Source organism: Herbidospora galbida, assembly GCF_005233835.1.
GTDB lineage: Bacteria > Actinomycetota > Actinomycetes > Streptosporangiales > Streptosporangiaceae > Herbidospora > Herbidospora galbida.
Genome location: NZ_SZQA01000032.1, coordinates 26,591 through 48,317, shown reverse-complemented (window position 1 = coordinate 48,317; position 21,727 = coordinate 26,591). Strand labels below are relative to the sequence as shown.

The following is a 21,727-nucleotide window of genomic DNA, read 5'->3' as shown; positions in this document are numbered from 1 at the left end:
AGCTAATTTCCCATCCCGTCCGAGTACATCGACAGAAATTCGAGGTGACCCGGCGTGGCTCTTCCTCCCCTGACCCCCGAGCAGCGCGCCGCAGCACTTGAGAAGGCTGCGAAGGCCCGCAAGGAGCGTGCTGAGGTCAAGAACCGTCTCAAGCATGGCGCGGTGTCTCTTGCCGAGGTGCTCAAGGATGGGCAGACCGACGACGTCATCGGCAAGATGAAGGTCTCGGCTCTGCTTGAGTCGCTCCCTGGCGTGGGCAAGGTCCGCGCCAAGCAGCTGATGGAACGTCTTGGTATCGCCGAATCCCGCCGCGTGCGCGGACTTGGCGCCAACCAGCGCGCTTCCCTGGAGCGCGAATTCGGTGGCGCGGAAAGCTGAGGCGTACGCTTTCGGCCATCCCCCGGGATGGCCGGGGATCGCGTGACACCAGAGGGGCATTGAGTTGACCACGACGTCCTGGTCCGACGGCGGCACGGCTCACGAGGCCGCGGAAACCGGAGGGGACGGGGCGCGATACGGTGGCTCCATGCCTCTGACACGCCTGACGGTCCTGTCCGGGCCGTCCGGCGTCGGCAAGTCCACGGTCGTCGCCGAGCTCCGGCGGGCACACCCAGAGGTGTGGCTGTCGGTCTCGGTGACCACCCGGAAACCCCGCCCCGGAGAGATCCACGGGGTCGAATACTTCTTCGCCGACGACGCCGAGTTCGACCGGCTCATCGCCGGCGGAGACCTGCTGGAGTGGGCCGAGTTCGCCGGCAACCGCTACGGCACCCCGCGTGTCGCCGTCGAGGAACGCCTCGCCAAGGGTGAACCCACCCTGCTCGAGATCGACCTCCAGGGGGCGCGCCAGGTCCGGTCCAGCATGCCCGAGGCCCTGCTCGTCTTCCTCGCCCCGCCGACGTGGGAAGAGCTCGAACGCCGCCTGCGCGGACGCGGCACCGAACCACCCGACGTGATCGCCCGCCGGCTCGAGGCCGGGCGAGTCGAGATGGCGGCCGAGAAAGAATTCGACCTCACCCTTGTCAACACGTCGGTGCAAGAGGTATGTCGGCGGCTGATAGATTTGATGGCCGACGATCCGACTAGCTAGGGGACCCCTACTGTGACCACCAGCTCCGCCTACGCCGAGGGCATCACCAACCCGTCGATCGACTCGCTGCTCGACGTGGTCGACAGCAAGTACAGCCTGGTCATCATGGGCGCCAAGCGTGCTCGTCAGATCAACGCCTACTACTCCCAGCTCGGCGAGGGCCTGCTCGAATACGTCGGCCCGCTGGTCGAGACCCACGCCCAGGAGAAGCCGCTGTCGATCGCGCTCCGCGAGGTGTCCGAGGGCCTGCTGACCTCTGAGCCCATCGAAGGCGCTGTGTAGTCTGCGCGTGCTTCGCACGCGCCGCTCGGGCGCGCCCGAGCGGGCACCATATGAGCGATGCTTGATTGATTGCCGTGGGAATTTTGTGTGGCCTGGGGGATGCGTCCTTCAGGCCCTTTTGCTGTTCCGGTACGTCTTGTTCAGGCCTCAAGCGATGGCTGCTGCCGACGGGATCGTCGAGAAGGTCGCCGTGCCCTGCTGGTGAGCGATGGCCGCATCGCCCGCCCTTGCTGGCCGACGGCGGGGTGTTGGTCAGGTGTGTTGTCGCTGCTCACGGGCTGATTGACCCTGCTGGTCTGAGTCGGCCGAGCTAGCCCGTGTGGTCGGTTTCGTCGCCGTTGTGGTCCGGGTTGGTTGTGCCGGCTTCGGTGATGGCCGGGCGATGCGCGCATCGCCAGAATGGCTCTCTTCGAACTGGCCGCGCGCTGGCTCGTTGCGGCGGGATGGTGGGGCGGGGGTTGCCGCCGGGTGCGGGGCTGGCTGGCGGCGGCGGGGGTGTTGGGGTGGGCGGAGCCGTAATGGAATAGAAGAAGGTTCTTGTTCTTGGGTGGGGGTGCGCTGAATGGTGTGAGGGGGGTCGGTAGGGTTTCTGTGTGGCGAATCGGGTGGTGTTGGGGGTTTCCGCGGGGATCGCGGTCTATAAGGCGTGTGAACTTCTTCGGTTGTTTACCGAATCGGGGCATTCTGTCCGTGTTGTGCCTACGCGGGATGCTTTGCGGTTTGTGGGGGAACCGACGTGGGCGGCGCTTTCCGGGAATCCCGTTTCGGCTGAGGTGTGGGATTCCGTGGAGGAGGTGCCGCATGTGCGGATCGGGCAGAGTGCCGATCTTCTCGTCGTGGCGCCGGCGACCGCCGACATTCTGGCCAAGGCCGCTCATGGGCTGGCCTCCGATCTGCTGACCAACACGTTGCTGACCGCGCGGTGTCCTGTGGTGTTCGCGCCCGCGATGCACACCGAGATGTGGGAGCATCCGGCCACCCAGGCCAACGTCGCGACCCTGCGGGCGCGGGGGGCCATCGTGATCGAGCCCGCCGTCGGGCGGCTGACCGGGGCCGACTCCGGGAAGGGGCGGCTGCCCGATCCCGCCGCGATCTTCCAGGTGTGTCGGAGCGTTCTCGCCGGCGCGGGCGCCGATCTCGCGGGGCGGCGGGTGGTGGTCTCCGCCGGGGGCACCCGGGAGGCCATCGATCCCGTCCGGTTCATCGGGAACCGGTCGTCGGGGCTGCAGGGGTACGCGCTGGCGCGCGTCGCGGCCGCGCGGGGGGCCTCCGTCACGCTCGTGGCGGCCAACGTCTCGCTGCCCGACCCGGCGGGGGTGGACGTGGTCCGGGTCGAGTCGGCGTTGCAGCTCAGGGATGCCGTGATCGACGCCGTGGCCGACGCCGACGCGGTGGTCATGGCGGCCGCGGTGGCGGACTTCCGGCCGGTGGCCCCTCGTCTTACCAAGATCAAGAAGACCGGGGACGAGCCCGAGGCCATTCATCTCACCAAGAACCCGGACATCCTGGCGGAACTCGGAGAGCGGCGCCGGGCGGGGGAGAAGTCGCCCAAGGTGATCGTCGGGTTCGCGGCCGAGACCGACGACGTGCTGGCCAACGGGCAGGCCAAGCTGGCGCGGAAGGGGTGCGACCTGCTCGTCGTCAACCAGGTGGGGGAGAATCTCGCCTTTGGAACCCCCGACAACGCGGCGACCGTCCTAGTGGCGGGGGGCGAGGCGGTCGAGATCCCGCGCGGGCCCAAAGACGACCTCGCCGGGGTCGTCTGGGATCTGATCGCCGCAAGGCTGGTGTAACGCGCCGGTTCGCTGGACAAAGAGGGAATGGGGCCCACAAAAGGCTCGTTTGGCCCTCCGGGACGGGCCCTCGACTCCGGGCACATGAAGGAGATGGCCATGCCCGTGTCCGCCGCGATCCGGGAACGCTGCCGCGCCCTGCTCCCGCCGGGTGAGGACCTGCGGTACGTCTTCCCGGCCCACGCCAACGGCGCCGGCTATCTCGTCGTGGTGACCGACCGGTCGATCACGGTCCTGGCCACCAAGGTGTTCGGGCGGCACGAGCCCGCGTCGGTGTGGGCCCGCCATCCGCGGCGCACCCGGCTCGGTCCGGTCGACTTCTCGCCGTCTCCCGTCATCGAGCTCGGCGGCGTGTCGTTCGAGGTGGCCGACGAGTACGTCGCCGTCGTCGGGGCGGCCGACGCCGAGGCGTTCGCGCCGGGTGACCTGCCGAGGGATCCGCTACCCGACTTGTGACATGAGACGGTTTCGCGGGGGTGACGGTCGTCCGGCTACACTCGGCGAAGCCATTTAGCCGTCAGCAGCCGCTGCATGAGGAGCCACGAGTTGTCCCGTCGCCTGTTCACCTCCGAGTCGGTCACCGAGGGCCACCCCGACAAGATCGCCGACCAGATCAGTGACGCGATCCTCGACGCCATGCTCAAGGACGACCCCAAGAGCCGTGTCGCCGTCGAGACGATGATCACTACCGGCCAGGTCCACGTCGCCGGTGAGGTGACGACGGAGACCTACGTCGACATTCCCGGCGTCATCCGCGAGAAGATCCTCGAGATCGGCTACGACGCCTCCCACAAGGGATTCGACGGCGCCTCCTGCGGCGTCTCGGTCTCCATCGGCGCCCAGTCGCCCGACATCGCTCAGGGCGTCGACGACGCCATCGAGCACCGCGAGGAGCAGCAGGCCGACGACCTCGACCGCCAGGGCGCGGGCGACCAGGGCCTCATGTTCGGGTACGCCTGCCGCGAGACCCCCGAGCTGATGCCGCTGCCGATCACGCTCGCCCACCGCATGGCCCGCCGCCTGTCGGAGGTCCGCAAGAACGGCACCGTGCCCTACCTGCGCCCCGACGGCAAGACCCAGGTCACGATCGAGTACGACGGTGACAAGCCCGTCCGCCTCGACACGGTCGTCGTGTCCACGCAGCACGCTCCGGAGATCGACCTCAAGGAGATGCTGACCCCCGACATCCGCGAGCACGTCGTCGAGCCGATCCTGGCCGACCTCGACATCGTGGTCGAGGGCTACCGCCTCCTGGTCAACCCGACCGGCCGCTTCGAGATCGGCGGCCCCATGGGCGACGCCGGCCTCACCGGCCGCAAGATCATCGTCGACACCTACGGCGGCATGGCCCGCCACGGCGGCGGCGCCTTCTCGGGCAAGGACCCGTCGAAGGTCGACCGCTCGGCCGCCTACGCCATGCGCTGGGTCGCCAAGAACATCGTCGCCGCCGGCCTCGCCGACCGCGCCGAGGTCCAGGTCGCGTACGCCATCGGCAAGGCCCAGCCCGTCGGTGTGTTCGTCGAGACCTTCGGCACCGAGACCGTCGAGATCGCCGCCATCCAGGCCGCCGTGCTCCAGGTCTTCGACCTGCGTCCGGCCGCGATCATCCGCGACCTCGACCTGCTCCGCCCGATCTACTCCGAGACCGCCGCCTACGGCCACTTCGGCCGCGACGGCTTCTCCTGGGAGTCGACCGACCGCGCCGGCGCGCTGCGCGCCGCCGCCGGTCTGTAGTTTTCCCCAGATCCCCGGGCTCCGGCCCGGGGATCTTTTGGTTGCTGCTAGGACTTGGGCCTTGTGAGCGAGGGTTCGCAGGAGGCGCTGATCGCGCTTCCCTCCGACGCGACCTCCCCGGCAGCCCGAGGGAGGGCCGCAGGCGCGCCCACACCCGCTTCCTCTGCGCCGGTGGCGCGGGTCGTGGTCGACAACCCGCTGCCGCACCTGGATCGGCCCTTCGACTATCTCGTGCCCTCTTCGCTTGGCGACGTCGCGCTGCCTGGGGTGCGGGTGCGGGTGCGGTTCGCCGGGAAGCTGACCGACGCCTTCGTGCTGGAGCGGGTGGAGTCCAGCGAGCACCAGGGGGCGCTGCTCTTTCTCGACCGGGTGATCTCGCCTGAGCGGGTGCTGACGGCGGAGATCGCTACCCTCGCGCGGGCCGTGGCCGATCGGTATGCGGGGACGTTGTCCGACGTGCTGCGGCTGGCGATACCGCCTCGGCATGCACGAGCGGAGTCGGGGCGGGAGTCGGCGGCTGCCGGCCGGCGTGCGGGGACGAGTGTGACCGCGCGGGTGGGGGCTGGTGGCGGGGATGCTGAGGGCTCTGATGGCGGCGGGGCGTCCTTGCCTGGCACGGGTGGCGAGATCTCGGGCGGTGTCGGGCGTGCGTTGCTCCCGGGAGCCGGTGGCGCCATTGGAGCTGGCGCTGAGGTCAGCCCCGCGCAGGCCGCAAATCTTGAAATCTCCGGTATGGCGGGTGGCGCGCGTCCAAGCTCACCCGGGGGAGATTCGCCCTTGGCTGGTTCGGCTCCGCTCGCAGGTGGCGTAAGTCGCGAGATTTCGGGTGAGGAGCATGCGCCGTCGGTCGGCTCCACCGAGGTGGGTCGTGAAGGTGATGCTGAGTCTCCTCCCAGCGCCGGCGCGGGTTCTCGGGCATCCGGACAAGGACAGGACGACGTCGCTCCCCTTCCCGCCACCCAGACCTCTGGACAGGTGAAGGGGGAGGTCGCCGCTCACGGGCTGGGCGAGTCCGATGGCCCCGTCAGTGACTACTGGGGTGCCTATCCCGCCGGTCTCTCCTTCCTCGCCGGGCTTCGCGACGGCCGACCGGTGCGGGCCGTCTGGACCGCCCTGCCGGGTGGGCCGCCGACCTGGCCCGGTGCCGTCGCCGAAGCCGTTCGGCAGACCGTCGCGGCCGGGCGGGGGGTCGTCGTGGTCGTCCCCGACGGCAAGGACGTCGCGCTCGTCGGGGCCGCGCTCCAGGACACCCCCCACGTCGCCATCACCGCCGACCTCGGGCCCGCCGAGCGGTATCGGCGGTGGCTCAGGGTGTTGCGGGGAGAGGTCACGGTCGCCGTGGGGAACCGGGCGATGGCGTTCGCGCCCGTACGCGACCTCGGGCTAGCGGTGCTCTGGGACGACGGGGACGACCTGCACTCCGAGCGGCTGGCGCCCTACCCGCACGCCCGGGAGGTCCTGGCCACCCGGGTGCACGCGGCGGGTGCGGCGATGCTGATCGGGGGGTACGCGCGTACCGCCGAAGGGACGCGGCTCATCGCCACCGGGTGGGCCAAGCCCCTGACCGCCGCCCGTGACGAGGTCAGGCGGTGGGCGCCCCGGGTCAGGCCCGCCGGCGACGACGCCGAGCTCGGGCGCGACCAGGCGGCCAAGGCGGCGCGGCTGCCCAGCGTCGCGTGGCGGGCGCTCAAGGCCGGGTTGGAGCGGGGGCCGGTGCTCGTCCAGGTCCCGAGGCGTGGATATCTTCCCGCGCTGAACTGCCAGAACTGCCGGACCCGGGCGCGGTGTACGAACTGCTCCGGGCCGCTGGCGCTGACGAACGGGCACGCGGCGCCCTACTGCCGCTGGTGTGGCCGGATCGCCGGAGACTGGCGCTGCCACAACTGCGGGTCCCCGCGCCTGCGAGCGGCCGTCGTGGGGGCGCGCAGGACGGCCGAAGAGCTGGGGCGGGCGTTCCCCTCGACCAGGGTCACGACGTCGGGGCGCGACGGGGTGTTCGCGTCGGTGCCCGACGCGCCGGCGCTCGTGGTGGCCACGCCGGGGGCCGAACCCGTCGCGGAGGGCGGCTACGCGGCCGCGGCGCTGCTCGACGGGTGGGCGATGCTGAGCAGGCCCGACCTCAGGTCCGCCGAGGAGGCGCTGCGGAGGTGGCTGAACGCGGCGGCGCTGGTCCGGCCGGGCGGGGAGGTCGTCGTGCTCGCCGACGCCCAGGCGACGGTCACCCAGGCCCTCGTCCGGTGGGATCCGGTCACCCACGCCGAACGCGAGCTCCGCGACCGAGCCGAGCTCGGGTTCCCGCCCGTCACCCACGTCGCCACGCTCACCGGGTCGCCGGCCGCGATCAGGGAGATGCTGGCGATCACCGCGCTCCCCGAGGGCGTGGAGGTGCTGGGGCCGGTGCCGGTCGGGCGTACCGAAGAGGAGCGGGCGGTCCTGCGGGCGCCCAAGGCCAAGGGGGCCGACCTGGCCAGGGTCCTCAAGGGCGCCGCCGGGGTCAGGTCCGCCCGGAAGGCCGCCGAGGTGGTCCGGGTGGACGTCGATCCACTGGATCTGTTGTGACCCCTGCCATTCCGGGTGGCACGCGGAGAGTGGTCGATCCATGGGACCTGTGGTGATCCCGCGCGTGCGGCCGGCAAGCGGAGGGCCGCCGAAATCCGCGGGCCCACTCGGGAGCGCCGGCCCGAAAGCGGCCGTCCCGAAAGCCGGCTCGGGTGACCGCGATCTCGCCGCCGCGAAGGTCTCCGAGGTGGTCAGGGTGGGGATCGGGGTGGTTGATCTGCTGTGACCTGATCTAGGGGCGAGGGCGTCGATTCGCGATGCGGTCAGTAACCCGTTAGCGTCTCCCTGTGTCGATCGAATGGGTGAACCGGGCCATCGACGGCCTGCGTGTGTGGGGGCACGAGAACGGCGTCACGCCCGATGCCGATGAGATCAGGCTGCTCTGCGACTACGCCAGTGACTACCTCGAAGTCGGTGCGCCGGGTGATTTCCGGCCCGCCACTTTCGAGGAACTGCTGCTGGAGATCTACCCGCGCAAGGTGATCACCCCGCCCGACAGCGCGGCGGGAACCGTCGCGGCCGCCCACTCGCTCGTCGACTTCCTGGCCTCCACCGACGCGGTCGACGGCCCGACCGCAGCCGAGATGCGGGCCACGCTCGACCGGGTCGGGCCGCTGATGCCGGCGGCGCTGGCCGACTCGTCCAAGTTCGGCATGGCCAAGAGCATTTTCAGTGTCATAGGGGCCGACACCTTCGAGCTCATCGAGCCGGGGGTCGACGACGCCGCGCCGCGGCTCGGGCAGGGGCGCAGCCTCACCCTCGACGAAGACTGCGACTGTCCCGGCTGCGCGCCGCTGCCGCCCGTGCGGCTGGCCGCGCCGGGCGAGGTGGCCAAGATGGTGCGCGAGGTGCCGCTGCTGCGCGACGCCCACACCGTCGTGGCCTGGATGGTCGAGAGCGGGGCCACCGCGACCACCCGCAAGGCCCTCAGGGTCAAAGACGCCAAGGTGCTCGCCGGGCGCGGGGTGGCCCGCCCTTCGGTCGCCTGGGGGCTGGCGCTGGAGCTCGGGCTCGCCGAGCTCGACGGCGTCCAGGTCAGCGCCGAGGCCGGGTTCCGGGCCCTGGAGGAGCGGGCCGACGAAGACGTGCTCGACCTCTGGGTCGGGCTGGTCGAGTTCCTGGGCGAAGACCGCGGCGAGGTGACCGGGTCGGCGGTGGTCGACAAGGAGGTCTACGCCATCCACGACCTGCTCTACCGGCTCCAGGTGCCGGTCCCGGTCGAGGCGGTGGGCGACTACCTCAGCGAGGTGGCCGACGACGGGCCGGTGGGCGACCTGACCGAGGCCCTCGAAGGGCTCGTCGCGGCGGGCACCGTCGCCATCACGGTCGAGGGTCTCATGCTGACCCCTCACGGCATGTGGGGGATCCGGGAGATGTACGCCGAACTCGGCCTCGACGCCCCCATCGCGCCCGACCTGGCCGAGGGCGACGCGAGCGGGCTGATCGCGGGGCTGCTGTCCGACGGGATCACGCCCGAGGCGGCCGAGCCCGACATCGTCCGGTGGCTGGGCGCCCGGTCGCCCGCCGAGGCCGCCGGGGAGCTGCTCGAAGCCGTCGTCGGGGCGCCCGCCGAGGTGCGCGGGGTGGCCGTCACGATCGTCGACCGGCTGGGGTTCGAGGCCGAGCCCGCCGTCCGGCGCTACCTGTCCGACCAGGAGCTGCGCCCTCACGTCATCCACTGGCTGTCGGCCCGCCGGCTGGGGGCGCCGCCGCTGACCGAAGACGAGATGCTCTGGGTCAGCGTCGACATGCTCGCCCTGGCGATCCCGGCGGCCGAGGCCGATCCCGAGTCGTTCGCCGAGAACATGGCCGCCTCCGGGCCCTCGCCCGAGGTGATCGAGGACATGTGGAAGGTGGAGCACCCCGACGTCGTCCAGGTGCTCGAAATGCTCGGGCACACCCTGCCTGACCGCAACGCCGCCAAGGCCGCCAGGAAGGCCGCCTTCAAGGCTCGTTCGCGGGGTATCAGGTAACCACTGTGGAGTAAGTTGCAGGAATGCCAGGTTCAGCGATCCTCGACAGCGACGTGCTCACCTTCCCGCCGGTCGAGCTGGCGCTCGACGACGAGCTCGCCGCTCAGGTGCGGGCGGTCCCCCTGGTACGCGACGCGGCCCGCCTCGCCGCCTGGACCGGCACCCGCCCCGTCGCCGGCGATCACACCCTGCTGCCGGGTGACGCCGCCCAGGTCGTCCACGACCTCGGCCTGAAGGCCGACCGGCTGCGCCTGCTGTGGATCGTGGCGGTCAACGGCCGCCTCATCGAGATCACCCCCGAGGGGGCCCGGCCGGGGCCCGGGGTGCGCGACACGATGGAGTTCTGGGACGGCGTCGTCATGGATGTGCTCGACCGGACCGACGAGCGCCAGACCGACGGGCAGCAGACCGGGGGGCAGGGCCTGACCGGCTCGGCCGTCGTCGACGAGCACCTGACCGAGATCCTGGCCACGATGTACTCGGTGCGCGAGGGCATGGCGATCCCGCTGCTGACGACCGGGATCCTGCAGGCCCACGAGGTCGGCTGCGAGGCCGGGCTCAAGGAGCTGCGGCGGCTGCGCGTGGCGCTGCCCGCCGAGCTCGCCGCGGCGATGGAGCTGCTGGCCTACTGCGGGCTGATCGAACCGGCGGGGGCCGACTCGGTGCGGCTGACCCCGATCGGCGTCTGGGCGGTCCGCCGCGACCTGCTGCGCGAGGGCCACGACGCCCCCTCGCTGAGCGAGATCGAGGGCCTGGCCCTGCTGACCGCCGGCGAGCTCATCGACGCGCTGATCGCCGGGAAGGCGTCGGCCAGCGCGGCCAGTCTGTGGCTGGAGCGGCGGGCCCCCGAGGAGGCCGCCCGCGACCTCATCAAGATCGCCGCGACCGGCAACGCCGCCCAGCGCGGCACCGCCGGCACCATCCTGGAGGAGCTCGGCCCCGAGGCCGCCCCCGCCGTGCGGGAGGCGCTCGACGAGCCGCTGATGTGGCGCTACGCCGCCGCCTGGCTGGGCGTGCGCGACTTCGACGCCCCGGCCCTCGGCGAGACCGACGGCGCGTGGGTGGCCGTCGACACCCTGGCCGCCCTGCTCTACCTGGGCGCCCCGGCCAAGGGCGGCGACCTCGACGTGCTCGGCGACGACCTGCTCAGCCTGGTGCCGATCATGGGCGCGGCCGACCATCCCGACGCCCTGGCCGTGCTCGAACTGCTCGGCAAGAACCACCCCGACGTCGTGGTCGCCAAGGCCGCCCGCAAGGCGGCGATGAAGACCCGGTCGCGCTGAGAGCGCCCTTAAACTGGGCTGATCCCTAGTCGAAGGAGCCCTCTGGTGGCAGTTCAGCCGATCCGCCTGTTCGGCGACCCCGTGTTGCGCACTCCGGCGGAGCCGGTGAAGACCTTCGACAAGGAACTGCGCAAGCTCGTCAAAGACCTGACCGACACGATGATGGACGCCCCGGGCGCCGGCCTCGCCGCCCCGCAGATCGGCGTCGGGCTCCGCGTGTTCACCTACAACATCGACGACGTGGTCGGCCATCTGGTGAACCCGGTCCTCGACCTGGGCGCCGAGTGCGACGAGGAGGGCGAGGAGGGCTGCCTGTCCTTCCCCGGCCTGGCCTTCCCGACGCCGCGCGCGATCCGCGCGGTCGCCAAGGGCTTCAACATGCACGGCGACCCGGTCACGATCGAGGGCACCGACCTGATGGCCCGCTGCCTGCAGCACGAGACCGATCACCTCGACGGCATCCTGTTCATCGACCGCATGGACCAGCGCCAGCGCAAGCTCGCCATGAAGGCGGTCCGCGAGGCCGAGTGGAGCGGCCTGGCCGCCCCGGTCGTGCGGTTCTCGCCCCACGCGACCGGCGGGAGGGCCATCTAGTGCGTCTCGTCTTCGCGGGCACCCCCGAGACCGCGCTCCCGTCGCTGCGGGCCCTGCTGGCCTCCCGCCACGAGGTGGTGGCCGTGGTGACCCGGCCCGACGCCCAGTCGGGGCGCGGCCGCCGGCTGCACCCCAGCCCGGTCGCCGAGCTCGCCGCCGAGGCGGGCGTCGAGGTGCTGAAGCCCGCGAAGGTTGGCGACCCGGCGTTCCTCGACCGGCTGCGGGAGATCGCGCCCGACTGCTGCCCGGTGGTCGCCTACGGTGCGCTGCTGCCGCAGGCGGCGCTCGACATCCCGGTCCACGGCTGGGTCAACCTGCACTTCTCGCTGCTGCCGGCCTGGCGCGGCGCGGCCCCCGTCCAGCACGCCGTGCTGCACGGCGACGAGATCACCGGCGCCGCCACCTTCCGCATCGTCAAGGAGCTCGACGCCGGTCCGGTGTTCGGCGTGGTCACCGAGGAGATCCGGCCCTCCGACACCAGTGGCGAGCTGCTGGCGCGGCTGGCCGAGTCGGGGGCGGGCCTGCTGGCCGCCACGATCGACGGCATCGAAGACGGCGAGCTCGAAGCCCGTCCGCAGCCCGCCCAGGGGGTCAGCCTGGCGCCCAAGATCCAGGTCGACGACGCCCGGGTCGACTGGACCGCCCCCGCCCTCCGGGTCGACCGGCTCATCCGGGCCTGTACGCCCAATCCCGGCGCCTGGACCGAGTTCCGAGGTCACCGCCTGAAGCTCGGGAGGGTCGAGCAGGCCCCCGACGCCGAGAAACTGGCGCCGGGGGAGATCCGCGTCCAGAAGAACCGGATCTGGGTCGGCACGGCCAGTCACCCCGTTCTGCTCGGCGAGGTGAGGGCCGAGGGGAAGAAGCCCATGACGGCGGGCGATTGGGCCCGTGGTGCCCGAATCGGGGAAGGCGACCACCTCAGCTGAGCTACCCTGAATGATCGCTCGCCACCACCAACCAAAGGCAACCGCCAGATGACGAACCGGGGCAACAACCCCTCAGGACGGGCCCGCTCCACCGGTCGGCGCGGCGGCCCTCCGAGGCCCCCCAAGCCCGTCCGTGACGAGGCGAGAAACGCGGCGTACGACCTGATGAGGGCCGTCGACGAGCGCGACGCCTACGCCAACCTGCTGCTGCCGCAGATGTTGCGGCAGCGTGACATCTCCGGCCGCGACGCCGCCCTCGCGACCGAGCTGGCCTACGGCACCCTGCGGGGTCTGGGCACCTACGACGAGGTGATCGCCGCCTGCAGCGACCGCCCGCCGGAGGAGATCGACCCGCCGCTCCTCGACGCCATGCGCCTGGGCGTCCACCAGCTGCTGCGCACCCGCATCCCGGCTCACGCCGCCGTCTCGGCCACGATCGACCTGGTCCGGCTGCGGGTCGGCCAGGGGCCGTCGCGGTTCGCCAACGCGATCCTGCGCAAGGTCAGCCAGCGCTCGCTCGACGAGTGGCTGAAGGCCGTCGCGCCGCCGGTCGAAGACGACCCGATCGGCCACCTCGCCGTCACCTACAGCCACCCGAAGTGGATCGTCACCGCCCTGCGCGACGCCATCGGGGGGTCGATCGACGAGACCGCCAAGGCGCTCGAAGCCGACAACGAGCGGCCCCGCGTGGCCCTCGTGGCGCGGCCGGGCCGGGCCACGATCGACGAGCTCGTCGACGCCGGGGCCGAGCCCGCGCCCTACTCGCCCTACGGCGCCTACCTGGTCGACGGTGACCCCGGCCGGCTGAAGGCGGTCGGGGAGGCCCGCGCGGCGGTGCAGGACGAAGCGAGCCAGCTCGTCGCCCTCGCGCTGACCCGGGTGCCGCTCGACGACCGCGACGGCACCTGGCTCGACATGTGCGCGGGTCCCGGCGGCAAGGCGGGCCTGCTCGACGCGGTGGCCGCCCAGACGGGCGCCCGGCTGCTCGCGGGCGACGCGCAGGAGCACCGGGCCCGGCTGGTCTGGCAGGCGACCAAGGAGGCCACCGTCGTGGTGGCCGACGGCACCAACCCGCCGTGGCGCGAGGGCGTGTTCGACCGGGTCATGCTCGACGCGCCGTGCACCGGCCTAGGGGCGCTGCGCCGCCGTCCGGAGGCGCGGTGGCGGCGTGATCCGCGCGGCATCCCCGAGCTGACCGCGCTCCAGCGGGCGCTGCTGAAGTCTGCCCTGCGGGCGGTCCGTCCCGGCGGCGTGGTCGCCTACGTGACCTGCTCGCCCCACATCGCCGAGACGCGGGCCGTCGTGGGCGACGTGGGCGACCTGGCCGAGACGCTCGACGCCCGCTCCTACCTGCCCGAGGTCCCGGGGCTCGGCGACGGTCCCTACGCGCAGTTCTGGCCGCACCGCCACGGCACCGACGCGATGTTCCTGGCGCTGCTCAGACGTCGCGACGCCTGAACAGGACGAAGGCGACCACGAGCACCAGGGCCGTGTAGCCCGCGAAGACGCCGAACCCCTCCCACGGAGGCAGGGTGACCGGCGTCTCGCGGGTGGTCAGAATGGCGCTGCCGGCCGCCGGGGGCAGGAACTTCTGGACGGTACGCCCCCAGTCCTCCGGCAGGAACACTCCGAAGATCGGCGCCACGAACAGCACCCCGAGCACCGACGTGATCGCCCCGGCGGTGTGCCGCACGATCGCCCCCGCGCCGAGCGAGATCAGCGCGATCAGCGTGAGGTAGAGCCCGCCGCCGGTGACCGCGCGCAGCACCTCGGGGTCGCCGATCCCGACGCCGAGCCGCCGCATCGAGAAGATCGCCTGCGAGGCGAAGAACGCCGCGAACGACGAGATCAGCCCCACGACCAGCGCGATCACGGCCAGCACGACGGCCTTGGCCGCCAGCAGCCGCGAGCGGCGCGGCACGGCCGACAGGGAGGTCCGCATGAGCCCCGACGAGAACTCGGTCGAGACCACCAGCACCCCGAGCACGCCCAGGGTGATCACCCCGAAGTTCAGCCCGGCCAGCCCGTAGGCGACCGGGTCGAAGGCCAGCCGGGCCCGGAAGCCGAGCCGGTCGTACGACAGCGCGTACGCCAGCGACAGCAGCGACGACAGCCCCACGGTCACCACGACGGTGGAGAACATGCTCCACAGCGTCGACCGCACGGTCCAGATCTTGATCCACTCTCCGGCCACGGCTCCCGCGAAGGTGGCCTTCCGGAGGGCCATCAACCGCCCCCGTGGAACTCGACGCTGTCGGCCGTCAGGCGCATGAACGCCTCCTCCAGCGACGGGTGGACGGGCGACAGCTCGTGCACCCGGATCCCGTTCCGGTGGGCGAGGTCGCCGACGTCGGCGGGCGTCACCCCGTACACGAGAAGGGCGCCGTCGGCGGCGCGGGCCCGCCAGTTCTCGGCGGCGACGGTCCGGCCCAGAGCCTGGAGGTCGGGGGAGCGGACCCGCACGTGGCTGGGCGGGATGAAGTCGGCCATCGGGGTGTCGGCCAGGATCCGGCCCCGGCCGATCACGATCAGGTGCCCGGCGGTGACCGCCATCTCCGACATCAGGTGGCTGGAGACGAACACGGTGCGTCCTTCGGCGGCCAGCGACTGCATCAGCCGGCGGATCCACAGGATGCCCTCGGGGTCGAGCCCGTTCACCGGCTCGTCGAACATCAGGATCGAGGGGTCGCCCAGCAGGGCGGCGGCGATGCCGAGCCGCTGGCCCATGCCGAGGGAGTAGCCCTTGGCGCGCTTCCCGGCGACGTCGTGGAGGCCGACGATGTCGAGCACCTCGCGGACGCGGGCCTTGGGGATGCCGTTGGTGAGGGCCAGGAAGCGCAGGTGGTCGTACGCCGACCGCCCGCCGTGCCACGCCTTGGCCTCCAGCAGCGCGCCGACCTCGCGCAGCGGCGCGGGCAGGTCGCGGTAGCACCGCCCGTTGACGGTGACCGAGCCGGAGGTCGCCCGGTCGAGACCCAGGACCAGCCGCATCGCGGTCGACTTGCCCGCCCCGTTCGGGCCGAGGAAGCCCGTCACCACACCCGGCCGGACCGTGAAGTCGGCGTGGTCTACGGCGGTCTTGCTTCCGTAGACCTTGGTCAGGCCGGATGCGCTGATCATGGTTCGAGGCTAGTTCGCGCTGATCATCCGCAGGTTCATGAGGGGACAAAACCTTGCCGCGTAGACTGCGGCGTCATGGCCGTACAGATCTCGCCCAGCATTTTGTCCGCCGATTTCGCCCGCCTGGCCGACGAGGCCGCCCGGGTCGCCGGGGTGGCCGACTGGCTCCACGTCGACGTGATGGACAACCACTTCGTGCCCAACCTCACGCTCGGCCTGCCCGTGGTGGAGGCGCTGCTGAAGGCGGTCTCGACGCCGGTCGACTGCCACCTCATGATCGAAGACCCCGACCGGTGGGCCGTCGGCTACGCCGAGGCGGGCGCGAAGAGCGTGACCATCCACGCCGAGGCGGCCAAGGCGCCCGTACGCACCCTCCGGGCGATCAGGAAGGAGGGCGCGCGGGCGGGGTTCGCGCTGAACCCGGCGACGGCCGTCGACGCCTACGAAGACCTGCTGCCCGAGATCGACATGCTGCTGCTGATGACCGTCGAGCCGGGGTTCGGCGGGCAGCCGTTCCTCGACGGGGTGCTGCCGAAGATCCGCCGGGCCCGCTCGCTGGTCTCCAAGCACGGCCTGGAGGTCTGGATCCAGGTCGACGGCGGGGTGGCCGACGAGACCATCGAGCGCTGCGCCGAGGCGGGCGCCGACGTCTTCGTGGCCGGGAACGCCGTCTACGGCCGCGACGACCCCGCCGGGGCGGTGCAGGCCCTTCGTGCGCTCGCCGAGGGGGCGTAGCGTGAGGTCATGAACCAAGACGGGCTGTTCGGCCCCGGTTCGGTCACCTGGCGGGTGATGGCGGAGCCGGTGCTGTTCGTGGGCGGCTTCCGGGCCCTGCTGATGCAGGGCCTCCATCCGCGGGCGATGCGCGGGGTGATCCAGAACTCGGCCCTGTTCGACCCCTCCGAGGCGTGGGCGCGGTTCCTGCGCACGACCGAGTTCGTCCGGGTGCGCACCTACGGGACCGCCGCCGAGGTCGAGAAGGCCGCGAGCCGGGTCCGCAAGATCCACGCCACCCTGACCGCCTACGATCCCGACGTCGGCGACCGCTACCACCTCGACGAGCCCGACGCGCTGCGCTGGGTGCACGTCGGCGAGGTCGACTCCTACCTGTCCACGGCCCGCCGCGCCGGGGTTCCCCTGACCGACGACGAGGCCGATCAGTTCGTGTACGAATGGCGCCGCGCCGCCGAGGTCGTCGGCCTGTCACCCGGCGACGTGCCCCACACGGTGGCCGAGATGCGCGACTACATCGACGCCGAACGGCCGAAGCTGCGGTTCGTCCCCGAGGCGCCCCACCCGCTGCTGATGTCGCTGAACCCGCCGCTGCCGGCCCGGCTCACCCTGATCAAGCCGATCTTCCCGTGGATCACCGCCGTGGCCTTCGCCAGCCTGCCCCGGTGGGCCAGACGCCTCTACGGCCTGCCCGCCACCCCGTTCGGCGACGTGTGGGCGACCATGACGCTGCGCACCGTCCGGACCGGCCTGAACGCCGTCCCGAGGGCACTGCGACCGGCGCCACATTGACGCCGCCCGGAACCCTCGTGGCAGACTGGGAATAACTTGCGTAGGCAACAGCCTTTACGCACATCGGAAGCGAGATGCGGTCGGCCGAAGGCCAGCCGTGGCTCGCGTTCGTGAATCTGCCGTAAGAAACAAGCAATGCGTGCTCCGGGGTCGGTGAAAGTCCGAACCGGCGGTGACAGTCCGCGACCCGGCCGAATCCATCGGCCGGTTGACCTGGTGGAATTCCAGGACCGACGGTGAAAGTCCGGATGGGAGGCAGCACGCGGCGGACGAGGTCCCTCTTTCGGGGCGCGTCCGTCTTTGGGCGCTTCCATGCCCATGCCCCGGAGCCCTGATTTTTGGGAAGGGACCGGGGTGGACGACCACTTCATGCGCCGGGCGATCGACCTCGCCGCGCGCGGGCTGGGCACGACGAGCCCGAATCCGGTGGTCGGGTGCGTGATCACTTCCGCCGGGGGCTCCGTCGTCGGCGAGGGCTTCCACGCCGCCGCCGGCGGCCCGCACGCCGAGATCTGGGCGCTGCGCGAGGCCGGTGAGCTGGCCCGGGGCGGCACCGCCTACGTCACCCTCGAACCCTGCGACCACCACGGCCGGACCGGCCCGTGCTCCGAGGCCCTGCTGAAGGCCGGGATCGCGCGGGTCGTCGTCGCGGTGCCCGACCCCAACCCCGTCGCGGCCGGCGGCCTGAAGAGGCTGCGTCACGAGGGCGTCGCCGTCGAGAGCGGGCTCCTGCGGGCGGAGGCGGAGCGGGGGAACGCCCACTGGCTGACGTACACGCGGCTGCGGCGGCCGTTCGTCACGTGGAAGTTCGCCGCGACCCTCGACGGCCGGTCGGCCGCCGCCGACGGCACCAGCCAGTGGATCACCTCGCCCGAGGCCCGCGCCGACGTCCACCGCCTGCGCGGGCAGCACGACGCGATCATGGCGGGGATCGGCACCGTGCTGGCCGACGACCCCCATCTCACGGTCCGGCCCGGACCGGCCACGCCGCTGCGGGTGGTGGTCGACAGCGAGGGGCGTACACCCCCCGGCGCGAAGGTGCTCGACGGCGCCGCGCCGACGCTGCTCGCCGTCGGGGCCGACGTCCCCCGCGAGGACGCCCTGCGCGTCCCGCGCGGCCCTCATGGCCTCGACCTGCCCGCCCTGCTGACCGAACTCCACCGGCGTCAGATCGTCAGCGTCTTCCTCGAAGGCGGCCCCACCCTCGCCGGAAGCTTCCTGCGCACCGGTCTGGTCGACCGGGTCGTCGCCTACCTGGCGCCCGCGTTCCTCGGCTCGGGGGCCGCCGCCCTCGGCGACGCCGGGGTGACGGGCGTCGGCGGCATCCACCGCTGGGAGTTCGAAGACGTCGTCCCCATTGGACCGGACCTGCGCGTGACCGCGCGGCCGGCGCCCCCGAAGGAGAACTGAGCATGTTCACCGGAATCGTCGAGGAACTCGGCGAGGTCGTCGCCGTCGACCCCCTCCCGCAGGCGGCCCGGCTGGCCTTCCGCGGCCCCACGGTCACCGAGGACGCCGGGCACGGCGACTCGATCGCCGTCAACGGCGTCTGCCTGACGGTCGTCGAGGTGCGTGACGACGTCTTCACCGTGGACGTCATGAAGGAGACCCTCGACCGCAGCAGCCTCGGCGCGCTGACCGTGGGCTCGCCGGTGAACCTGGAGCGCGCCGTCCGCGCCGACCAGCGGCTCGGCGGGCACATCGTGCAGGGCCACGTCGACGGCACCGGGGTCCTGCTGAAGAGGGAACCCGACGAGCACTGGGAGGTCGTGACCATCTCCCTGCCCGCCGACCTGGCCCGCTACGTGGTGCACAAGGGCTCGATCACCGTCGACGGGGTGTCGCTGACCGTGGCGTCGGTCTCCGACGCGGAGTTCACGGTGAGCCTGATCCCCACCACCCTCCAGCTCACCACGCTCGGCCGGAAGGTCGCCGGCGACCCGGTGAACCTGGAGGCCGACGTCATCGCGAAGTACGTCGAGAAGCTGGTGGCCCGATGAACGCCGGCTTCGAGGTCCTCGGGACGACCGTCCTGTGGACCGACCTCATCGGCAACATCCTGGCCCTGGCCACGGTCGTGTTCGCCATCCGCAGGTCGCTGTGGACCTGGCCGGTCCAGCTCAGCGCGTCGGTGCTGCTGCTGGCCGCGTCGGTCGACGCCGGGCTGACCGGCAACGCGCTGAAGCAGGTCCTGTTCGGCGTGCTGGCCGTCTACGGCTGGGTGCGCTGGAAGAGCCAGGGCGAGGAGCTGGCCGTGCGGCCCGCGACGTACGGCGAGCGGCTGTTCCTGGCCGGGACCGTCGTCGTCGGGACCGCCCTGGTGGGCTGGTTCTTCTTCGTCACCGGGCTCTCGTGGGGCGCCCACGCGCCGCTGCCCGAGGGGTACTTCCTGGTGGCGGCCGACGCCTACATCTTCGTCGGCAGCGCGGTCGCGACCTGGGCCCAGGGCCGGGCGCTGACCGACTTCTGGCTCGTCTGGATCGCCGTCGACCTCGTCGGGGTGCCGCTGGCCTTCCGGTCGGGGCTCGTCGTCTCCGGGGCGGTGTACGCGGTGTTCTTCGTCCTGGTCCTCACCGGATTCGTGAACTGGCGCAAGCAGTGGCAGCAGAAGGAGGCCGTCGCAGTATGAACGACATCAGGCTCGACCCGATCGAACGGGCCATCGCCGACATCCGCGACGGCAAGCCGGTCGTGGTCGTCGACAACGAGAACCGCGAGAACGAGGGCGACCTCATCTTCGCCGCGTCCAAGGCCACGGCCCAGACGCTGGCCTTCACGATCCGGCACACCTCGGGCGTCATCTGCGTCGGCATGCGGGGCGACGACCTCGACCGGCTCGGGCTGCCGCTGATGGTGAACGACAACCGGGAGCGCATGCGGACGGCGTACACGATCAGCGTCGACGCCCGTGACGGGGTCAGCACCGGCATCAGCGCCGCCGACCGGGCACGCACCATCCGCACCCTGGCCGACTCGGCCACCGAGCCGTTCGAGCTGGTCCGGCCCGGCCACATCTTCCCGCTGCGCTACCGCGACGGCGGCGTGCTGGTCCGGCCCGGCCACACCGAGGCCGCCGTCGACCTGGCCCGGCTGGCCGGGCTGACCCCGGCCGGCGCGCTGGCCGAGGTGACCAACGACGACGGCACCATGGCCCGGCTGCCCGAGCTGCGCGCCTTCGCCGACGAGCACGACCTCGCGCTGGTCTCCATCGAGCAGCTCATCGAGTTCCGCCGCCGCACCGAGCGCGTGGTGACCCGGGTCGCCGAGACGTCCATCCCCAACCGCTACGGCATGTGGAAGGCCTACGGCTTCGCCAGCTCCCTCGACGGCGGCGAGCACGTCGCGCTCGTCTACGGCGACCTCGACGACGGCGAGAACGTGCTGGTCCGGGCCCACTCCGAGTGCATGACGGGCGACGTGCTCGGCTCGCTGCGCTGCGACTGCGGCGTGCAGCTCGACCACGCCATGGCCGCCATCGCCGGAGAGGGCCGCGGCGTGGTCGTCTACCTGCGCGGCCACGAGGGCCGCGGCATCGGTCTGCTCGCCAAGCTGCGCGCCTACGCCCTCCAGGACGACGGCCACGACACCGTCGACGCCAACCTCGAACTCGGCCTGCCGGTCGACGCCCGCGAGTTCTCCAACGCGGGGCAGATGCTCGGCGACCTCGGGGTCAAATCGGTGCGCCTGCTGACCAACAACCCCGCCAAAATGCGGGGGATGGACGGATACGGCATCAAGGTGCTCGGCCGCGAGCCGATGCCGATCGCCGTGAACCCGTACAACGAGAAGTACCTGTACGCCAAGCGTGACCGACTTGGTCATGAGATCCCCGAGCGAGACGCGGACGGCCGAAGGCCGGCCGTGGCTCGCGTCGAGAATCTGCCCGAGAATTAAGGAGAGAGCATGAGTGGCGGCGGACGGCCGGAGACGTGGCCGGTCGAGGCGCAGGGCCTGACGGTGGGCATCGTCGCGGCCCGGTGGCACGAGAAGATCACCGACCAGCTGGTCGAGCGGGCCGTCGCGGCGGCCAAGGACTGCGGCGCGACCCCGACCGTGGTCCGGGTGGCCGGATCGCTGGAGATCCCCGTGGTGGCCCAGGCGCTGGCCCGCACCCACGACGCCGTGGTGGCGCTGGGCGCGGTCATCCGGGGGAGGACGGCGCACTTCGACTACGTGTGCGACTCGGTGACCAGCGGCCTGACCAGGGTCTCCCTCGACGAGTCGACCCCCGTCGGCAACGGCGTGCTGACGTGTGACAGCGTCCACCAGGCCGTCGAGCGGTCGGGCCTGCCCGGTTCGAAGGAGGACAAGGGCTACGAGGCGACCGTCGCGGCCCTGGAGACGGCGGTCCTGTTGCGCGGCCTCACCCCCGGATCGCGCTAACGTTCGGTCTCATGTTCCCGAGTGTTCCCGCGCCGCCCCTCCCTGTCGTCTGGCGTCCGAAGAGGGCCCGCGTCGTGGCCTACACGCTCGCGGCGATCATGGTGGGCGGCGCCCTGATCCTGGCGGTCGTGCTCCCGGAGCAGTTCCACCTGCCCGACCGCATCGGGGTCTTCGTCTTCGGCTGCGCCGTCGCCTTCATCCTCCACCTGCTGGGCCGCCTGCGGGTGGTGGCCGACGACGACGGCGTGACCGTGGTCAACGCCGTGCGGGTGCACCGCTACGAGTGGGCCGAGATCCTCGGCGTCTCCCTGCCGGACGCCGAGCCCTGGCCCCGCCTCGACCTCGCCGACGGGAGCGTCGTGGGGGCGATGGGGATCCAGGGCTCGGAGAAGGCGCGGGCGGCGCGGGCGGTGGCCGAACTGAACGCGTTGATCAAGATCAAGAGCGAGGCGCCCGACCACTAGGC

At 71.8% G+C, this 21,727-nt stretch carries 22 protein-coding genes, 1 pseudogene and 1 riboswitch; of the genes and pseudogenes, 21 read left to right on the top strand and 2 right to left on the bottom strand.

Annotation, left to right across the window (positions count from 1 at the left end; all coding sequences use genetic code 11):
• Positions 1 to 54 precede the first annotated feature (54 nt).
• From mihF to FDA94_RS28100, 13 genes and pseudogenes are all read left to right on the top strand, one after another.
• Positions 55 to 378, top strand: coding sequence for an integration host factor, actinobacterial type (gene mihF / locus FDA94_RS28160; RefSeq protein WP_030450375.1), 324 nt, complete (start codon positions 55 to 57; stop codon positions 376 to 378).
• A gap of 148 nt (positions 379 to 526) precedes the next feature.
• Positions 527 to 1,090: a guanylate kinase gene (gene gmk / locus FDA94_RS28155; protein ID WP_137250093.1), complete on the top strand. Its 564-nt coding sequence runs from the start codon at positions 527 to 529 to the stop codon at positions 1,088 to 1,090.
• A gap of 12 nt (positions 1,091 to 1,102) precedes the next feature.
• Positions 1,103 to 1,372, top strand: a complete 270-nt coding sequence (gene rpoZ, locus FDA94_RS28150; RefSeq protein ID WP_030450373.1) for a DNA-directed RNA polymerase subunit omega — start codon at positions 1,103 to 1,105, stop codon at positions 1,370 to 1,372.
• A gap of 605 nt (positions 1,373 to 1,977) precedes the next feature.
• The gene (coaBC, locus tag FDA94_RS28145) at positions 1,978 to 3,165 is read left to right on the top strand and encodes a bifunctional phosphopantothenoylcysteine decarboxylase/phosphopantothenate--cysteine ligase CoaBC (RefSeq protein WP_212735552.1); all 1,188 of its coding nucleotides are present in this window, start codon (positions 1,978 to 1,980) and stop codon (positions 3,163 to 3,165) included.
• Between the two features lie 99 nt (positions 3,166 to 3,264).
• Positions 3,265 to 3,621, top strand: a complete 357-nt coding sequence (locus tag FDA94_RS28140; RefSeq protein ID WP_137250091.1) for a hypothetical protein — start codon at positions 3,265 to 3,267, stop codon at positions 3,619 to 3,621.
• Positions 3,622 to 3,711: 90 nt separating this feature from the next.
• Positions 3,712 to 4,899 (top strand): methionine adenosyltransferase, encoded by a 1,188-nt coding sequence (metK, locus tag FDA94_RS28135; protein ID WP_062342651.1) that lies wholly within the window; start codon positions 3,712 to 3,714, stop codon positions 4,897 to 4,899.
• A 63-nt stretch (positions 4,900 to 4,962) separates the two neighbouring features.
• Positions 4,963 to 5,364, top strand: a pseudogene (locus FDA94_RS40075) (primosomal protein N' family DNA-binding protein); the annotation flags it as partial.
• 510 nt (positions 5,365 to 5,874) lie between these two features.
• Positions 5,875 to 7,458, top strand: a complete 1,584-nt coding sequence (locus FDA94_RS40070; protein WP_342778556.1) for a primosome assembly protein PriA — start codon at positions 5,875 to 5,877, stop codon at positions 7,456 to 7,458.
• 287 nt (positions 7,459 to 7,745) lie between these two features.
• Positions 7,746 to 9,431 carry a hypothetical protein gene (locus FDA94_RS28120; RefSeq protein ID WP_137250090.1) on the top strand — a complete coding sequence of 562 codons (1,686 nt, stop codon included), beginning with the start codon at positions 7,746 to 7,748 and terminating at the stop codon, positions 9,429 to 9,431.
• A 23-nt stretch (positions 9,432 to 9,454) separates the two neighbouring features.
• Positions 9,455 to 10,714: a hypothetical protein gene (locus tag FDA94_RS28115; protein ID WP_137250089.1), complete on the top strand. Its 1,260-nt coding sequence runs from the start codon at positions 9,455 to 9,457 to the stop codon at positions 10,712 to 10,714.
• A gap of 45 nt (positions 10,715 to 10,759) precedes the next feature.
• Complete coding sequence (gene def, locus FDA94_RS28110) at positions 10,760 to 11,308, top strand: peptide deformylase (protein WP_137250088.1); 549 nt, start codon at positions 10,760 to 10,762, stop codon at positions 11,306 to 11,308.
• A complete protein-coding gene (gene fmt, locus FDA94_RS28105) occupies positions 11,308 to 12,234 on the top strand; it encodes a methionyl-tRNA formyltransferase (protein WP_137250087.1) in 927 nt (308 codons plus the stop codon). The genes def and fmt overlap by 1 nt, the downstream gene beginning before the upstream one ends.
• 48 nt (positions 12,235 to 12,282) lie before the next feature.
• Positions 12,283 to 13,692, top strand: a complete 1,410-nt coding sequence (locus tag FDA94_RS28100) for an RsmB/NOP family class I SAM-dependent RNA methyltransferase (protein WP_137250086.1) — start codon at positions 12,283 to 12,285, stop codon at positions 13,690 to 13,692.
• On the opposite strand, the gene FDA94_RS28095 is transcribed toward FDA94_RS28100, so the two are convergent.
• Positions 13,673 to 14,461, bottom strand: coding sequence for an ABC-2 transporter permease (locus FDA94_RS28095; RefSeq protein ID WP_137250085.1), 789 nt, complete (start codon positions 14,459 to 14,461; stop codon positions 13,673 to 13,675). The genes FDA94_RS28100 and FDA94_RS28095 overlap by 20 nt on opposite strands.
• Entirely contained in the window at positions 14,461 to 15,354 is an 894-nt protein-coding gene (locus FDA94_RS28090; protein WP_137250084.1) for an ATP-binding cassette domain-containing protein, read from the bottom strand. Before FDA94_RS28090 ends, FDA94_RS28095 begins: the two co-directional genes overlap by 1 nt.
• 75 nt (positions 15,355 to 15,429) lie before the next feature.
• On the opposite strand from FDA94_RS28090, the gene rpe reads away from it, so the two are divergent.
• The 8 genes from rpe to FDA94_RS28050 all read left to right on the top strand — a co-directional run bounded on the left by rpe (position 15,430) and on the right by FDA94_RS28050 (position 21,725).
• Entirely contained in the window at positions 15,430 to 16,089 is a 660-nt protein-coding gene (gene rpe, locus FDA94_RS28085) for a ribulose-phosphate 3-epimerase (RefSeq protein WP_137250083.1), read from the top strand.
• Between the two features lie 9 nt (positions 16,090 to 16,098).
• The gene (locus tag FDA94_RS28080) at positions 16,099 to 16,878 is read left to right on the top strand and encodes an oxygenase MpaB family protein (protein WP_137250082.1); all 780 of its coding nucleotides are present in this window, start codon (positions 16,099 to 16,101) and stop codon (positions 16,876 to 16,878) included.
• Between the two features lie 135 nt (positions 16,879 to 17,013).
• Positions 17,014 to 17,144, top strand: a riboswitch (FMN riboswitch).
• A gap of 88 nt (positions 17,145 to 17,232) precedes the next feature.
• Positions 17,233 to 18,288: a bifunctional diaminohydroxyphosphoribosylaminopyrimidine deaminase/5-amino-6-(5-phosphoribosylamino)uracil reductase RibD gene (ribD, locus tag FDA94_RS28075; RefSeq protein WP_246060203.1), complete on the top strand. Its 1,056-nt coding sequence runs from the start codon at positions 17,233 to 17,235 to the stop codon at positions 18,286 to 18,288.
• 2 nt (positions 18,289 to 18,290) lie between these two features.
• Entirely contained in the window at positions 18,291 to 18,878 is a 588-nt protein-coding gene (locus tag FDA94_RS28070; protein WP_137250081.1) for a riboflavin synthase, read from the top strand.
• Positions 18,875 to 19,507: a nicotinamide mononucleotide transporter family protein gene (locus tag FDA94_RS28065; RefSeq protein WP_137250080.1), complete on the top strand. Its 633-nt coding sequence runs from the start codon at positions 18,875 to 18,877 to the stop codon at positions 19,505 to 19,507. Before FDA94_RS28070 ends, FDA94_RS28065 begins: the two co-directional genes overlap by 4 nt.
• Positions 19,504 to 20,772 (top strand): bifunctional 3,4-dihydroxy-2-butanone-4-phosphate synthase/GTP cyclohydrolase II, encoded by a 1,269-nt coding sequence (locus FDA94_RS28060; protein ID WP_137250079.1) that lies wholly within the window; start codon positions 19,504 to 19,506, stop codon positions 20,770 to 20,772. Before FDA94_RS28065 ends, FDA94_RS28060 begins: the two co-directional genes overlap by 4 nt.
• A gap of 9 nt (positions 20,773 to 20,781) precedes the next feature.
• Positions 20,782 to 21,261: a 6,7-dimethyl-8-ribityllumazine synthase gene (gene ribH / locus FDA94_RS28055; RefSeq protein WP_137250078.1), complete on the top strand. Its 480-nt coding sequence runs from the start codon at positions 20,782 to 20,784 to the stop codon at positions 21,259 to 21,261.
• An 11-nt stretch (positions 21,262 to 21,272) separates the two neighbouring features.
• Positions 21,273 to 21,725, top strand: a complete 453-nt coding sequence (locus tag FDA94_RS28050; RefSeq protein WP_137250077.1) for a PH domain-containing protein — start codon at positions 21,273 to 21,275, stop codon at positions 21,723 to 21,725.
• The last annotated feature ends 2 nt before the right edge of the window (positions 21,726 to 21,727 follow it).

What these genes read in the sequence shown, in the direction of transcription:
- gmk (WP_137250093.1), top strand. Translation starts at nt 527, where the DNA reads ATGCCTCTGACACGCCTGACGGTCCTGTCCGGGCCGTCCGGCGTCGGC.
- FDA94_RS28140 (WP_137250091.1), top strand. Translation starts at nt 3,265, where the DNA reads ATGCCCGTGTCCGCCGCGATCCGGGAACGCTGCCGCGCCCTGCTCCCG.
- FDA94_RS28115 (WP_137250089.1), top strand. Translation starts at nt 9,455, where the DNA reads ATGCCAGGTTCAGCGATCCTCGACAGCGACGTGCTCACCTTCCCGCCG.
- FDA94_RS28100 (WP_137250086.1), top strand. Translation starts at nt 12,283, where the DNA reads ATGACGAACCGGGGCAACAACCCCTCAGGACGGGCCCGCTCCACCGGT.
- FDA94_RS28095 (WP_137250085.1), bottom strand. Translation starts at nt 14,461, where the DNA reads ATGGCCCTCCGGAAGGCCACCTTCGCGGGAGCCGTGGCCGGAGAGTGG.
- FDA94_RS28090 (WP_137250084.1), bottom strand. Translation starts at nt 15,354, where the DNA reads ATGATCAGCGCATCCGGCCTGACCAAGGTCTACGGAAGCAAGACCGCC.
- rpe (WP_137250083.1), top strand. Translation starts at nt 15,430, where the DNA reads ATGGCCGTACAGATCTCGCCCAGCATTTTGTCCGCCGATTTCGCCCGC.
- FDA94_RS28080 (WP_137250082.1), top strand. Translation starts at nt 16,099, where the DNA reads ATGAACCAAGACGGGCTGTTCGGCCCCGGTTCGGTCACCTGGCGGGTG.
- FDA94_RS28070 (WP_137250081.1), top strand. Translation starts at nt 18,291, where the DNA reads ATGTTCACCGGAATCGTCGAGGAACTCGGCGAGGTCGTCGCCGTCGAC.
- FDA94_RS28065 (WP_137250080.1), top strand. Translation starts at nt 18,875, where the DNA reads ATGAACGCCGGCTTCGAGGTCCTCGGGACGACCGTCCTGTGGACCGAC.
- FDA94_RS28060 (WP_137250079.1), top strand. Translation starts at nt 19,504, where the DNA reads ATGAACGACATCAGGCTCGACCCGATCGAACGGGCCATCGCCGACATC.
- ribH (WP_137250078.1), top strand. Translation starts at nt 20,782, where the DNA reads ATGAGTGGCGGCGGACGGCCGGAGACGTGGCCGGTCGAGGCGCAGGGC.
- FDA94_RS28050 (WP_137250077.1), top strand. Translation starts at nt 21,273, where the DNA reads ATGTTCCCGAGTGTTCCCGCGCCGCCCCTCCCTGTCGTCTGGCGTCCG.